The sequence below is a fragment of the Lentibacillus halophilus genome, assembly GCF_055395055.1.
In genome coordinates this window covers 2,707,208-2,723,046 of sequence record NZ_AP043750.1, presented here as the reverse complement: position 1 = coordinate 2,723,046, position 15,839 = coordinate 2,707,208, and the positions used below count along the sequence as shown (strand labels likewise).

Genomic DNA, 15,839 nt, shown 5'->3' with positions numbered 1-15,839 from the left:
TAAGAATAATCATTTCGGGAGGTATGGATATGGTTCAAACACAAGTGAACGTACTAAAAAATTACGTCGGTGGCGAATGGGTGGAAGCCGGGACTGATAAAACAGAGGAAGTCATCAACCCGGCCACAGGCGAAGTGATTGCGCACACACCCATTTCGACTCAGGAAGATGTGGATAATGCCGTAAAAAAAGCGAATGAAGCCTATGAGGAATGGAAAGAAATGCCTGTGCCAAAACGGGCACGGATTATGTTCAAGTACCAGCAATTGCTTGTCGATCACTGGGATGAGTTGGCCGAAATTATTACAACAGAAAACGGAAAAAGTTTCAAGGAAGCAAAAGGGGAAGTCCAGCGTGGCATTGAAAATGTGGAATTTGCGGCCGGTGCGCCTTCTTTAATGATGGGGGAACAATTACCGTCGATTGCATCCGGTTTAGAATCTGGTGTCTATCGTTATCCCATCGGTGTTGTTGGCGGCATTACACCATTCAACTTTCCGATGATGGTTCCTGCTTGGATGTTCCCGATGGCGATTGTGACAGGAAATACGTTTGTTTTAAAACCTTCCGAGCGTACGCCATTGCTGGCCAACCGACTGGCGGAATTGATGGAAGAAGCCGGGTTGCCTGAAGGTGTTCTCAATATTGTTCATGGTGCTCATGATGTCGTTAATGGGCTACTGGATCATAACGATGTAGCAGCGATTTCATTCGTAGGTTCCCAGCCTGTGGCGGAATATGTCTATAAACGGGGGACGCATAATCTCAAACGGGTGCAAGCATTGGCAGGAGCGAAAAACCACTCAATCGTATTAAATGATGCCAACCTGGATAATGCGACGACGCAAATACTTGGCGCGGCATTTGGTTCGGCCGGCGAACGGTGTATGGCGGCTTCCGTTGTTGCTGTTGAGGATTCCGTGGCTGATGAATTTATTGAGCAGCTTGTTCAAAAGGCCAATGAGATTAAAATTGGAAATGGGTTGGATGAAGGCGTATTTTTGGGACCGGTAATTCGCGATGATCATAAGAAAAAGACCATGCAATATATTGAAACAGGTGAAAAGGAAGGCGCAACAATGGTCCGGGACGGGCGTAATGATGAAGAGGCAAAGAGAGAAGGGTACTTTGTCGGGCCTACGATTTTTGACCATGTAACAACCGAAATGACGATTTGGCAGGATGAAATGTTTGCTCCCATTCTATCGATCGCCCGTGTGAAGGACTTGGATGATGCGGTTGACTTAACGAATCAGTCGCCTTTTGCGAACGGATCCTGCATTTTCACCAACGATGGTGGAAGTGTGCGTCAATTCCGAGAGACTATTGACGCGGGAATGCTTGGTGTGAACATTGGTGTACCGGCTCCAATGGCGTTTTTCCCGTTTTCAGGATGGAAAGATTCGTTCTATGGTGATTTGCATGCGAATGGAAAAGACGGGGTTGAGTTTTATACACGGAAAAAAGTGATAACGACACGTTGGGTTTAATGGCTTTGGTTTTCTAGTTATACTGAAAAAAGACGTACAGAGTGACCCCCTAGCCCGTTTTAAATTGTCAATCACGGGTGGGGGTTCACTTTTTTTGTTAACGTTTTTAACGATGGTCCACTGATCGTATTATCCATGCTTATGAACATAATCATAAATTTATGCGATGTGTTATAAAAGCATTAAACCCGCAACTAATGATAAACGGCATAAAGCTTGAACAGGCAGTCTGTCACATGAACATCTATTGTTGGTTTTGTTTCACCCACTAACTAGAGTAGTTGGCATGATATTTGCTATACTAATAATGAAAACGATTAAGGGAGGTTTTTAAGATGGCAAAGGACCAACAGGTAATGGGTTCCACAACGGATGAGTTAGTTGAATTGGATAAACGACATTTTATACACCCGACGTCATCGCCCAAGGCTGCTGCTGAAGAGGGACCGGGTATCATTTTTTCTGAAGGCAATGGTATTTATGTCAATAATATGGAAGGCGAAGCATATATCGATGGGATGTCGATGCTCTGGAATGTGAACGTGGGGCACGGTCAAAAGGAATTGGCCGACGCGGCAAGTGAGCAAATGATGAAAATGGCTTATTCATCCGCGTTCAAAGGCTTTTCAAATGAACCGGCTATTAAATTGGCGGAAAAGCTGGCATCAATGGCACCCGGAGATCTGAATTCCGTATTTTTCACATCGGGTGGATCCGAATCGAACGACACAGCATTTAAATTGTCCCGCTTTTATTGGGAGTTAAAAGGTCAGCCAAATAAGAAAAAGATTATTGGAACGAAAGCCGGGTATCATGGTGTCACACAAGCATCTCAAAGTGCGACCGGCATTCCCGCCACTCATACGTTTGCTGGCTCCAATATAAAAGGATTCTTTCATGCCACACCGCATTTAACCAATTGTGAATTAGGGGATACCACTGATCCGGATTATGAGCATTCCATACGGGCGCTTATCGAACAGGAAGGTGCTGATACCATTTCTGCGGTCGTCATGGAACCTGTACAAGGCGCTGGTGGGGTGAATATGCCACCTGAGGGCTATATAGAAGCCGTCAGAAAGCTTTGTGACGAGTTTAACATTTTGTTCATAGCCGATGAGGTTATTTGCGGTTTTGGGCGTACTGGAAAAATGTTTGGCGTGGAAAACTGGAATGTCATACCGGATATGATGTGTATGGCCAAAGGAATCACCAGTGGTTATTCACAGCTGGGTGGCGTTATGATCAGCGATAAAATAAGAGAGTACATTATCGGTTATGAGAATGTGATGTCACATGGTTTTACCTACAGTGGCCATCCAACAGCGTGTGCGGTTGCTCTGAAGAACATCGAAATCATTGAACGTGAAAATCTGGTCAGTCATGTGAAAGACATGGAAGACGAGTTGCGCAAAGGACTTGCATATTTAGAAGAGAAGCATGACACGGTACGAAATTGCCGTACACTCGGGCTGCTGGCGGCGTTTGAACTATACAATCCTGACACAGGAGAAACGTTCGATTCATCATTACAAGCGGCAGCTTCGGTTGTTAATGCGTGCTTTGACCGTAAATTGATTTTAAGAAATATTGGCGATTATAAAGTTGCCATTGCACCACCTTTTGTGATTACTCAAGAGGAAATTAAAAAAATGATAAATATTATCGATGAGTCGATAACGGCGTTTGAAAACACGCTTTAATGAAAACGGTCGAAACGACGCTGGATCGTATGTCTTTCTGAATATGACTTCTGATTGCTGAAACAGGAAGAAGGCATCCAGAGAACGTATTCCCATGGGCCTTCTTCCAAATGTTTTGGACGCATGTGATGGATTGACCGCTGTATAAGCCGACATGTTTGCTGACTAATTCTGCTGATGTTTTTTATATTTACGGCTGACAGCGGATTGACTAATATTTAAAGCCTCTGCCGCTTTGGTCGTGGTTTTATATTTCTTCATGGCAAGTGCTATCAATTGTTCTTCAACTGATGTTTGTGCTTCATCAAGCGGGATGATATCCGTTATGATGGGTTGATGCTTGCCGCTTTCTCCCAGTCGTAACAATGTTTTTACGGAATCCGCTGAGATGACTTGTTCTTCGGTGGTTACGACCAAACGTTCAATGATATTTTGAAGCTCACGGATGTTTCCAGGCCACGAATAGACTTCCAATAGATTAAGAGCATCTGGTGAAAAATAATACGTCTTTTCGTATTTCGTGTTCAATTTTTGCAAAAAGTGATAAGCCAACAACGGAATATCCTCGGTGCGTTCCCGCAGTGGTGGTACTGTAATCGGAATGACGTTAATGCGGTAGTACAGATCCTCCCGAAACCTTCCCTCACGAACCATTTTGTCCAGGTCTTTATTGGTAGTAGCGATGATTTGCACATCGACCGATACGGGTTGAGAGCTTCCTACGGGGATAATTTCCCCCTCTTGCAGCACGCGCAACAATTTGACTTGAAGATTTTGAGAAACCTCCCCGATTTCATCTAATACCAGAACGCCTTGATGGGCCTGTTGAAAGTATCCTTTTTTGCCTTGATTATGTGCTCCGGTGAAAGCACCTTTTACATAGCCAAATAATTCACTTTCCAGCAAATCTTCCGGTATCGCTCCGCAATTAATCGACAAAAATGGTTTGTTGGCGCGTCGTCCGTACTTATGAATCGTTCGTGTAATCACTTCTTTGCCAACCCCTGATTCACCTGTAATAAGCACGGTTGAATGAAACTCAGCCAGTTTATTCACCTTCAGCATGACTTGTTCCATGGCAGCACTGCAGTAAATAACGTCATGATTCATACTTTCCAGATTACGCAATCGTTCCAATTCCTGTTTATAGCGATGCGTCAGTTTTTTAGTTTCGTCCAGTTCCGACTTGAGCTGTGTCGTTTCTGTAATGTCCCGCAACGCGATCACGATCCGATGCACCTCGCCATGGTCGTCAAAAACCGGATTGCCGACAGTCAGGATATTTTTTCCCTGACGTAATTCCTGAACAATGGATACTTTGTCACCTTTTTTTAAGACCAATCGCAAAATTTCCGCATTAAAATAGCCTTTTACCTCCAGATTAAACAGGTTTTGACCGATCAGATTTTTTAAATCCTCGTCCCAGAGCCCGGCGGTGAATTGATTATTAAAACGGAGGATATCGCCTTTATTGTTAATCACTAAGATGTCATCGTACATGGTGGATAGAATGGTGTTTAAATCATCGTTTAAATTTTTGATGTGTTCAATTTCCATCGCCATTTCTTCGACTTTTGGCAAATCCTGAACAACGAAAATAAGACCATCCAAATTTTCTTTGGAATCTAAAATGGGAATATAATCAACTAGGATGCCCGTCTCATCATCGATCTGTATTTGGTTTAATATTTTCTTTTTTGTATCAAGAACCGTATCAATGTGATCATTATTAAACCATTTTTTCGCGGGTGTGCCGCTTATTTCCTGATAGGAGGATTTGATCATGCGTATCCCGGCTTCATTTGAGTTGACAATGATGCCATGATTATCAGAAATGAATATGCCCATAGGAATCGATGAAAGGATCACTTTTAAAAAGTTTGTGTTTCCATCCTCCAAGCGTAATAATTCCACGAGCAGATCCTCACGCCGAATATAACCAATGTAGCTATCGTTGTCTTTGACCAGAGCAAGTGGTTCGCCCAAGATTTGAAAAAGAAATGTAAATGGCACCTCCGGCTGGTTGGCATGGATCACACCGACGTTTTCCAAAGTGTGTGCATGGTTATATAATTCATCCATCGTTAGGTCGTCAACATGGTCCCAATCTAAATCGCGTAAATAAATATATGAATCTAGTGTTCCATTCCTTTCTAGAAACACGAATGCATCCGAATGATTGTATTGGAGATAGTCCCGCCAATGATCATCTTCGGGAGTCATTGATATAACAACAAGTGGGTGAAGTTTGTTCTTGACCCAGTTTGACATGATGATCCCTCCTTGATACCCATCTTATTCAATATATCATAACAGTATTTAATTTTAAATAATGGGCGACGAGGCGAACGGATTAAATACGCCCGAACGATAGTGTTGTGGCCCAGTTCTGAAAAATTTAGACTATTTTATTTATTGGCATAATTTTTGCATGAGTGTGGTGAATAGTTTAAAAATTATTTAATGGTGAGGTGTCGTATGATTTTGATCATGTATCAGGCGAGAAATGAAACCGCTTTCCTAACCTTTGTGAATCGACATATGGAATGGAGGGATGATGTATGGCAAAAAACCCATCGCTAAAACGATCTCTGGGACTTTGGTCCATTGTTGGCCTTGGACTGGGGTATATGACACCGACTGTCGTGTTCGATACGTTCGGCATTGTGTCTCAGCAAACGGACGGTGTGGTTCCACTTGCTTACATTGTTGCTTTATGTGTGATGTTGTTTACGGCGATCAGTTATGGAAAAATGACTCAAATTTTTCCAAGTGCCGGTTCAGCCTATACCTACACACGTGAAACAATGAGCCCTGGTATGGGCTTTATTGTGGGATGGGCGTCTTTACTGGATTATTTATTGCTTCCTATGGTCAATGCGCTTATCATTCGCATTTATTTTGCATCCCTATTTCCAGACGTTCCAGCTTGGATCTGGGTGGTCATTTATGTCGCCATTGTCACTGGTATTAACGTATGGAGCATGGGGAAAACATCAAATTTTAATATGATTCTCGTTGTTTATGAAATCCTTTTGATTGGTGTCTTTGTTCTCCTGGCATGGATGAAACTTTCCCAGGGTATGGGGCAAGGCACGATTTTCACGGCACAACCGTTATTTCATGACGATGTACAGTTGTCAGCGGTATTTACAGGGGCAACCGTCGTCGCTTTTTCATTTATTGGATTTGACGCCATTACCATGTATACCGAGGAAGCCGTTGATCAAAAAACCGTTCCGAAAGCCATTTTCCTGACGGTTCTCATAGGTGGTGCGATTTTCTTTGTGGGTGGGTATTTTGCGCAAGCATTATTCCCGGATGTTTCCCATTTTCAAGTGACGGATGATACGTTACCAGAAATTGCCTTATATACGGGTGGAGAGGTGTTTAAATTGATTTTTCTTTCCGGGGCATTTGCGGCAACAGCTGCATCCGGTCTGGCATCCCATGCGAGTGTCTCCCGTCTGTTGTATGTGATGGGACGAAATGGTGTCCTTCCAAATAAACTGTTTGGTTATGTGCATCCGCGATTCCGTACACCTGCGTTTAACGTTATACTAGTTGGAGCTGTGTCGTTATTGGCTATCGGGCCTGATCTCGAATTAATCTCAGCAGTGATTAATTTCGGTGCGTTAATTGCCTTTACGTTTGTTAATTTATCTGTGATTGCCTATTTTATTGTTAAGAAAAAAAGGTACAAAACCGCACAGGATATATTTAAATATTTGATTATGCCTCTTATTGGAGCCGGGTTAACTGGTATATTGTGGTTTTTCCTTCATAAAGATGCGTTTATCGGGGGCGTTGTTTGGGTCGCTATTGGGTTTATATACATGCTCATTATTACTGGATTCTTTCGTCGTCGCATACCGGATATGGGAAGTGACGATGAAGCCGGTTGACAACGACATAACGACGACGGTTGCTTACAAAGCAATTGTCTGTATTTAATACCCAGCATGTTATTCAAAAGTGAATATGTTATGAAAAATAAAATAAGTTATACATTTCTATATGTCTATATTTGTCGAAAAAAATCATCTTCTCATTCCTTCACGAGCCCCCTTGTTGGCAGTTTAGGTTCTATCTCCGCGTCACATCGCTATAAGTTGGCATGGAATTTGCTTGTTGAAATGTGACGAAATTTTAAATGATAAAGGGGTTGTTCATACAAGGTACGAATAACAGGAGTTAACTGATAACTCAGCTAATTTGGATCGTGTGTTTCTAATTAAAGCTGAAAGACCTAATATGATAACTAGTGATTGAGTGATTGATACATGGATAAACATTCCTATGGAGAAGGGTGAAACAAATGAACGTATTACATTTAAGTGGGGATCCAAAGGAAATAGGACGCCAACACGGTGAACAAGGGAAGCAGGAAATGATAAACAGTATGAACACGTATGAACGCCTGTTTTATGAATTTCAGGGAATTGATTGGACCGATGTTAAAGAACGGGCCAAAATCCATATTCCGGCTATTGAGGCCTTTGACATCGCCTTGCTGGAAGAAATGGAAGGGGTAGCAGAAGGATCCGGAATGACGTTTGAGGATGTTTTGGCACTCAATGCGCGAAGTGAAATTGCCTTAACAGGGGACGCGCATACATCGTTCAGTGATGGGTGTACCAGTATTAGTACGTGCAGTCCTGTTACAAACGATACCATAATGGGGCAAACATGGGATTGGAAAGGGTCACAGAAGGACAGCTTGCTCATGCTAAACATCGAGCGGGAAGACAGACCGAATGTATCGATGATTACGGAAGCCGGCATTATTGGAAAAATTGGCTGCAATGACCATGCTATTGGTGTCGGATTGAATGCATTGCATTCCAGCCAAAAAACCAAAGGGATTCCGATTCATTTGGGACTTCGCTCTATTTTGGATACGTCATCTCTGCATGAGGCGATGGCTAATGTCCAGGAGGGCCAGATGGCTTCGGCAGCTAATTTCATGATCGGTTATCACGAGGACCAACGTGGAGGCATGGCTTTACATGTCGAAGTTTCCCCATATGGCATAGCTGTGACCAATCAGGATACGTCCTATGGTGTGCATGCCAATCACATTTGTTCACAAGAAATTCAAATGAAAGTGGGCGACAATAACAACCTGCGTTACAGCGATTCGGAAATTCGGGAGCGACGGGCGAAACAATTGGTTACGCAAGCGATACAGGAGCAACAGACCATTACCGATGAAACGTTTAAAACGTGGTTAAGCGATACGTTTAATGCTCCCAACTCCATTAACCATTATGCCAATGAGCAGGTTCCCAGCCATCGACAAATTGAAACCGTTTTTGCTGTTGTGATGAATCTATCAACCAACCGTTTGCATGTATGTGATGGCATGCCGGCGCATGACCCTTTTGAAACCTATACGATTACCAAACAATAGACTTTTAAATAAATAAGAAGGGGGATTATGACATTGTTTATTAACGGACAATGGATCAAAACAGATCGAACTGAAACGATTATCAATCCTGCGACAAAAGAGGCAGTCGGGGATGTTTATACAGGTGGCAAAGATGAAGCCTCCGAAGCCATTAATGCCGCCAATGATGCGTTTAAAACATGGAAAGCTATGACCGGAAATGAACGCGGTACCATTTTAATAAATATTGCGGATGAGTTGCTGAATGTTAAAAACGATATCGCAACCATGATTACGAAGGAAATGGGAAAACCCATTAAAGATGCACGTGGGGAAGTAGCGTCGGCTGCAGCTTACCTTAAATGGAATGGGGAAGAGGCTAAACGAATATACGGCGACGTTATTCCGGCACTTGATTCAAAGAAACAGCTGATGGTTCTCCGTCAACCCATTGGGGTCATTGGAGCCATAACACCTTGGAATTTTCCTGTTTCCATGATTTTGCGGAAGTTAGGTCCAGCTTTGGCGGCCGGTTGCACAGCCGTTTTGAAACCGGCTCCATCCACCCCTCAATGCGCGATTGAAGTGTTTAAATGCTTTGAAAGAGGCGGCCTTCCATCGGGTGTGGCCAATCTTGTTATCGGTGATGCCGAAGCTATTGGTACAGAGATGACAGACAATCCGATCGTTAAAAAACTGACATTTACAGGATCGACAAATGTCGGAAAACAGTTAATGCGTCAAGCGTCTGAAAATGTACAAAAAATATCCATGGAACTTGGCGGTCATGCCCCGTTCATCGTATTTGATGACGCTAACCTGGATGATGCTGTTAACTCGGTTGTCGGCACGAAATTTAAAAATTCCGGACAGACGTGCATCAGTACCAACCGTATTTATGTACAAAACGGCATTAAGGATGAGTTCAGCAAACGTCTGGCTGAAGCAGTGGAAGCATTGAACGTTGGTGATGGACTGGACGAAAATACCGACATGGGGCCGTTGGTCAATGAAGCCGCGCTGCACAAAGTGGATGACCAAGTGCAAAAAGCTCTGTCTGCCGGGGCGAGTACGGTAACAGGGGCTTCCGTTATGGAGAATAAGGACGGTTTCTTTTACACGCCGACGGTACTCGCTGATGTCACAGATGGTATGAATATAGCAAAAGAAGAAACGTTTGGCCCTGTTGCACCGATTTTCACCTTTGATTCCGAAGAAGAGGTCGTTGAGCGAGCTAACAATACGCAATATGGATTGATGGGGTATTGCTTCACCAATGATTTGAGCCGCAGTATGCGAATGATGCACCAACTCGAGTATGGAATGGTTGGTATTAACGATCCGGCTCCCATCGTCCCGCATGCCCCGTTTGGAGGCATGAAAGAAAGTGGCATTGGCCGCGAAGGTGGAACGTCCGGTGTTCATGAATTTATGGAAGAAAAATTTGTTTCCATTAAAACATCAGCCAATTTAATATAATGTAAATTCTCACACACCATCGGAAGCAAGAAGATAGCTTAATCACACAATCTTGTCTATTTTCTTGCTTGCCTACCTATAAAACTTTTAAAGGGAGCGTTTTTCTTATGAAAAATCAAGTGGATACGTCATCTGAAAGCAATGTCATTGTACGACAACTGGAAGAAAAGGATATCCCTGAGGTTCAAGCGTTGGCCGTTATGTGCTTTGGGGAAGATGTTGCGTTCGATTGTAAACACTATGAAAGTCAATTAGCCCGTTTTCCGGAAGGCCAGCGTTGTGTCGAGTATGAAGGTAAAATTGTCGGTGCTTCGGGAAGCTTGATGGTATCACGAAACGATTGGGATAAAGATCATACATTTGATGAGATTTGCGATGAGGGTTATATCCGGAATCACGACCCTAACGGTGACTATTTATATGGCATAGAAGTTTCGGTTCACCCGGACTACCGAAATTTGAAACTTGGAAAAACGCTTTATAACGAACGAAAAGAACTTTGCAGACAATTGAGCTTGAATGGTATTGTCGTAGGCGGTCGCATACCTCACTACCACAAGTATGCTGATCAATATACACCGGAAACATATGCTGAGCTTGTCGTGAATAACGACATTTACGATCCTGTTATGACATTTCAGCTTAAAAATGACTTCAATTTTCTGCGTATTTTAAGAAACTATTTGCCTGATGATGCGGAATCATGCACTCATGCAACACTAATGGAATGGAAAAACGACTAAGACACGTCACTATCTTACACCATATATGCAACAGAGGAGGCATAACCAGTGTCTGCAGAAACAAATGAAGTGAAAAAACCTAGTCTTTTAGTCGCTTTAATACCCGTCGTTTTTATGATCGTTGCACTTATTATCGGAATTGCCGTCTATGGTGCTGACCCACATATTCCACTATTTTTCAGTGGGGTCGTCGCTGCTGCTATAGCGTTGTTGTTAGGAAACTCGTGGAAAACGATTGAAAGTGGTATGATTAATGGCATCAGTTTGGCTCTGCAAGCGATTATTATTCTGGTGATCATAGGGATGATTATCGGTTCGTGGTTGGCTGGTGGTATTGTTCCAACGATGATTTACTATGGTCTGGATATATTATCACCAACCTATTTTCTGTTTGCTTCCTGTATCATATCCGGTCTGGTAGCCATTGCTGCCGGCAATGCCTGGACGGCAGCGGGAACGATTGGCATAGCTTTGATGGGGGTCGGTGAAGGATTGGGATTGAATACAGCCATGGTGGCCGGATCCGTCATTTCAGGCATTTACTTTGGCGATAAGATATCCCCATTTTCCGAAACGACCAACTTGGCGCCAGGCGTTGCTGGGTCCGAGCTGTTTGAACATATTAAACATATGTTATTTACGACGGTTCCGGCTTTAATCATATCCCTGATTCTTTATTTCGTTCTCGGTTTTGTAACAAATCATGACAATTCAAATTTGGAACAAGTATCCACGTTACAAAATCAATTGTCCGACTTATTTACGATCGGTCCGTTATTATTAATTGTACCGGCCGTGGTTATTATCATGATGATCAAAAAGATGCCCGCTATTCCAGCTCTTTCCACCGGTGCTATACTCGGTACTGTGACAGCTGTTTTGGTTCAAGGATTGCCCATGAAGGAGGCCATATCGACACTGTACTATGGGTATTCCGCCGATACCGGTGTTGACGTTCTTGATAATTTGTTAAACAATGGCGGCATTGAAGCTATGATGTTTACGGTTTCACTTATCATTATTGCCATGAGCTTCGGTGGCATTATGGAATCTACTGGATTTTTCCAAACCATTGTGGAAAGCTTGCTCAGTCTGGCTCGATCGGCTGGCAGTCTTATTGGGATTACAGTCGGTACGTCATTTTTCGCAAACGTCGTCGGCTCTGAACAATACTTGTCCATCATTATTCCTGCCAGAATGTATGCCAACGCATACGACAAAAAAGGATTGAAAATGAAAAACCTTTCCCGAACGGTTGAAGATGCCGGGACGATGACGTCGCCTCTTGTTCCGTGGAATACATGTGGCGCATTCATGACAGCGACTCTTGGTGTCAGCACGTTAAGTTATGCACCATTTGCTTTCCTTTGCTTGCTTAGTCCTTTAATGGCGATTATATACGGCTTTACAGGATTCAGTGTTGAATATAAAGATGGTCATAAAAAGGTTTCAAATATGAAAGCCGCAAAGAAAACGTCCGTTTGAAGGCGTTTGCACGTCATTCGATCTGGCAATCGTGACTATGGTTTGTTAAGCGCTCATTTTACACCGTAAGTTTTTTCAAATTTCGGGTAACCGGCTTTGAAAAAGTCAGGAGTAACATTCATCTTTTCAAAAAATTAAATCGTTTGTTTATTTCATAACAATTCTGGGAATATATCACTAGTAGTTGAATAAACTCATAAAGGATTTTTAAGAAAGGATGATTAAACATGGAAAAGTTAAATCTGGCAACAGCTAAAAAAGTGATCGAGGGCGCAGAAGCAGAAGCGGCCAACATCGGGGTTCAGATGGTTATTTCGATAATGGATGATGGAGGCAATCTGGTTGCGACACACCGCATGGATGATGCATGGCTGGCAAGTGTGGATATTGCACGGAATAAGGCATGGACATCCGTTGCTCTAAAAATGCCAACCTCCAACCTGGAAGAAGCCACTGTTCCGAATGCTGAACTATGGGGTCTGAATACAACCAATCAAGGAAAGATCGTTGTATTCGGTGGCGGCATCCCGCTGGAAAAGGACGGAAAAGTCATCGGTGCTATCGGTGTCAGTGGCGGCGCTGTGCCACAAGACGTTCAAGTGGCAGAAGCTGGCGTCAAGGTATTTAACAAAGAAAAATAATGGATTAACAAAACCTCCTGTCATAGGGAGGTTTTATTTTTGGATGGCGTCGTTTTGCAGAGATTGATAGACGTATTGATCAAGACAGATTATAATAGCAGTATCAGTGAAATGAGTACGCAAAAAGGGGGGGTATGTATTGACGAATGAGCAAAATAATCAGATTATGCAAGCCATCAAGGAATTGCAGGAACAGATGAATCAAGGTTTTGCAAATGTGGATCAACGGTTTAATAGCATGTATGAAGAGATGGATACCAGATTTAAAGAGATGGATGAGAGGTTTAAGAAAATGGATGAGAGATTTAATCAATTAGAGAAAAAGGTGGACAAACTGCAAGACGGTTTTGATTTCCTTTCAGACAAAACATGGCATAATGAAAAGGATATACACACGATGAAAAGGAAAATGCAGCATCGTTAAGCTTAGACACAGTCCATTAGTCGGGCTGTTTTTTTATGGTATCGGAATGATGATCCTTCCTGTTTTCATACATTATTAGTTCTAATTTAGATGAATGAGCATAGGTATGTAAGTGGTATGGAATTCAACAACAGGAGGGTGATTACGTGGATCATTCATCAGATGACAACAAGCGCAACGAAGAAATAAACAACGAAAAAAACAATGAAAGAAATGATGAAAAAAGTGACGAAAGAGGCGGCTTTCATCACAATCCAAAAGATGAGCAACTGGAGCAATACCGCGAACATAATACGGGTCCGGGTAAAAAATTAACGAGTGATGCTGGTTTAAAAATTTCCAATGATGATCGGTCCCTGAAAGCGGGGAGACGTGGTCCTACATTATTTCAAGATTTTCGATTTTATAAGAAACAGTCGCATTTCAGCCGCGAGCGGATACCGGAAAAGGTTGTTCATGCCAGGGGTTTCGGGGTCTATGGTGACTTCGAACTATACAAATCGATGAGACACGTTACCACCGCTGAATTTCTGCAGGACCCCGGTTGCAAAACGCCGGTATTTGTCCGGTTTTCCAATTTTATAGGAAGTAAAGGATCCAAGGACACCGCGATCGATGTTCGTGGTTTTGCCACGAAATTTTACACGACTGAAGGAAATTATGATAATTTAGCCTTGCAATTTCCTGTTTTTCTCGTTGCGGATGCGATGAAGTTTGCGGATATGGTGCATGCCATTAAACCTAATCCGGTCACCGATGTCCCGCAAGCCGCTGCAGCTCATGATAATTTCTGGGATTATGTTGCCAATAACCAGGAAACGGCTCACATGATTATGTGGCTGATGTCCATGCGGGGGCGACCGAGAAGTTGGCGCATGATGGAAGGGTGGCCGATTAATACATTCCGTTTTATTAACGAACATGGCAAATCAACCTTTGTCCGCTTTGTATGGAAACCGGTGCTTGGCGTCCATTCCTTGTTATTGGACGAAGCGAACGTTATCGGGGGAGTGGATCCGGACTATCACCGGAATGATATCATTGAAGCCATCCGATGTGGCGCATATCCGGAATATGAATTCGGGGTGCAGTTAATTCCTGAAGAGGATGAGTTCAAGTATGATTTCGATATTCTGGATGATACCAAATTGTGGCCGGAAGAGCTCATTCCTGTTGAAATTGTCGGCAAAATGACATTGAATCGACTGGTTGATAACTTCTTTGCGGAAGAAGAACAATCATCGTTTGACCCGTCCAATGTTGTTCCAGGAATTGATTTCACGAATGATCCGGTCTTGCAGGGCAGGTCATTTGCCTATCGGGACACCGATTATCACCGGCTCGGTTCCGGAAATATTCAACAAATCCCGGTTAACCAGCCCGTTAATGACGTGAATTTTAACGAACGTCAAGGCTATATGCGCCATCGGATTGATGCGGATTCCGTCCATTATCGTGAAAATTCACTCGCGGGTAATACGCCGGAAACGACACCACCGGAAGAAGGTGGCTATGCCCATTATCCGGAAAACGTCGATGGCTATAAAACGAGAGAAGTTCCGAGTGAATCCTTTAATGATCATTTTTCACAGGCACGGCTTTTTTGGAACAGTATGACTCATGTGGAAAAAGAGGACTTGATCGAAACGTTTATCTATCATCTTGCCAAAGTGGAAAGCAAATCGGTTCGGAAACAGAATGTCGATATGTTTGTCAATGTTGACCGGGAGATGGCTTGTATCATCGCGGATAACATTGGCGTGGATCGACCGACAGGATCCCATGTACCGGTTGAGAAACAGTCGCCCGCCCTCAGCCTGGCCAATATGCCACATTCTGCTTATACACAAAAAGTAGGCGTATTAATCGGAAATGGCTTTCACGGTGAAGAAGTTAGAAACACCTTGGATATACTGCACAAGTACGGGGTGTTTGTTGATATTATTAGTGAAAAGCTAGGCGCGATCAGAGGGTCAGATGGAACCATCGTCGAAGCGAATAAAACATTTATTACAACATACCCTGTTCTTTATGACGCCCTGTATGTCGTTGGCGGAAGTCCCGAACATGAAGCTAAATTCAAGCAAGATGTTATGGATTTTCTCGATGAAGCTTATAAACACTATAAACCCATCGGCATTGCAACGACGGCAACGAACTATATTCAGACATCAGACACTAATAACTTGGAAGGCGTCGTGTTTGCTGTCAACAATCCGGATTTCGGGAAAGATTTCATTTCAGCGATAGCGCAGCAGCGTTTCTGGAAAAGACAGTAGCTGATGCTTCCGCTGTGTGATTGAGAAAAGCTTCCGTGCTTGCACGCATCGGAAGCTTTTTTATATGTCGTAATCGTTGCATGTTAAGAATTGTACTTATATCGTCTCTAATTGTATGAAAACCCTTTATACCTTTTCAAAACATCCTTGAAAAAATAGTGATATGCAAATATAATTAAGTGATAGTAAAATAAAAATTATTC

At 42.9% G+C, this 15,839-nt stretch carries 11 protein-coding genes; 10 read left to right on the top strand and 1 reads right to left on the bottom strand.

Annotated elements, in window-relative coordinates; translation table 11 throughout:
- Positions 1–29 precede the first annotated feature (29 nt).
- Together ACZ5Q7_RS13425 and ACZ5Q7_RS13420 are read left to right on the top strand one after the other, a co-directional pair.
- Positions 30–1,490, top strand: a complete 1,461-nt coding sequence (locus ACZ5Q7_RS13425) for a CoA-acylating methylmalonate-semialdehyde dehydrogenase (protein WP_343750417.1) — start codon at positions 30–32, stop codon at positions 1,488–1,490.
- Between the two features lie 335 nt (positions 1,491–1,825).
- Positions 1,826–3,193: an aminotransferase family protein gene (locus ACZ5Q7_RS13420; RefSeq protein ID WP_343750415.1), complete on the top strand. Its 1,368-nt coding sequence runs from the start codon at positions 1,826–1,828 to the stop codon at positions 3,191–3,193.
- A 165-nt stretch (positions 3,194–3,358) separates the two neighbouring features.
- Here ACZ5Q7_RS13420 and ACZ5Q7_RS13415 read toward each other — a convergent pair whose 3' ends face one another.
- Complete coding sequence (locus ACZ5Q7_RS13415; RefSeq protein WP_464432909.1) at positions 3,359–5,464, bottom strand: sigma 54-interacting transcriptional regulator; 2,106 nt, start codon at positions 5,462–5,464, stop codon at positions 3,359–3,361.
- A 290-nt stretch (positions 5,465–5,754) separates the two neighbouring features.
- Here ACZ5Q7_RS13415 and ACZ5Q7_RS13410 point away from each other — a divergent pair, with 290 nt between their 5' ends.
- From ACZ5Q7_RS13410 to ACZ5Q7_RS13375, 8 genes are all read left to right on the top strand, one after another.
- Positions 5,755–7,098, top strand: a complete 1,344-nt coding sequence (locus tag ACZ5Q7_RS13410) for an APC family permease (protein WP_343750412.1) — start codon at positions 5,755–5,757, stop codon at positions 7,096–7,098.
- A gap of 413 nt (positions 7,099–7,511) precedes the next feature.
- Positions 7,512–8,606 (top strand): C45 family peptidase, encoded by a 1,095-nt coding sequence (locus ACZ5Q7_RS13405; RefSeq protein ID WP_343750411.1) that lies wholly within the window; start codon positions 7,512–7,514, stop codon positions 8,604–8,606.
- A 27-nt stretch (positions 8,607–8,633) separates the two neighbouring features.
- Complete coding sequence (locus ACZ5Q7_RS13400; RefSeq protein ID WP_343750410.1) at positions 8,634–10,064, top strand: NAD-dependent succinate-semialdehyde dehydrogenase; 1,431 nt, start codon at positions 8,634–8,636, stop codon at positions 10,062–10,064.
- 107 nt (positions 10,065–10,171) lie between these two features.
- On the top strand, positions 10,172–10,807 hold the full coding sequence (locus tag ACZ5Q7_RS13395; RefSeq protein WP_343750409.1) for a GNAT family N-acetyltransferase: 636 nt from the start codon (positions 10,172–10,174) through the stop codon (positions 10,805–10,807).
- A 48-nt stretch (positions 10,808–10,855) separates the two neighbouring features.
- The gene (gene nhaC, locus ACZ5Q7_RS13390; RefSeq protein ID WP_343750408.1) at positions 10,856–12,292 is read left to right on the top strand and encodes a Na+/H+ antiporter NhaC; all 1,437 of its coding nucleotides are present in this window, start codon (positions 10,856–10,858) and stop codon (positions 12,290–12,292) included.
- A gap of 227 nt (positions 12,293–12,519) precedes the next feature.
- The gene (locus ACZ5Q7_RS13385) at positions 12,520–12,933 is read left to right on the top strand and encodes a GlcG/HbpS family heme-binding protein (RefSeq protein ID WP_343750406.1); all 414 of its coding nucleotides are present in this window, start codon (positions 12,520–12,522) and stop codon (positions 12,931–12,933) included.
- Between the two features lie 139 nt (positions 12,934–13,072).
- A complete protein-coding gene (locus ACZ5Q7_RS13380) occupies positions 13,073–13,357 on the top strand; it encodes a hypothetical protein (RefSeq protein WP_343750405.1) in 285 nt (94 codons plus the stop codon).
- A gap of 146 nt (positions 13,358–13,503) precedes the next feature.
- Entirely contained in the window at positions 13,504–15,636 is a 2,133-nt protein-coding gene (locus tag ACZ5Q7_RS13375) for a catalase (protein WP_425542317.1), read from the top strand.
- The last annotated feature ends 203 nt before the right edge of the window (positions 15,637–15,839 follow it).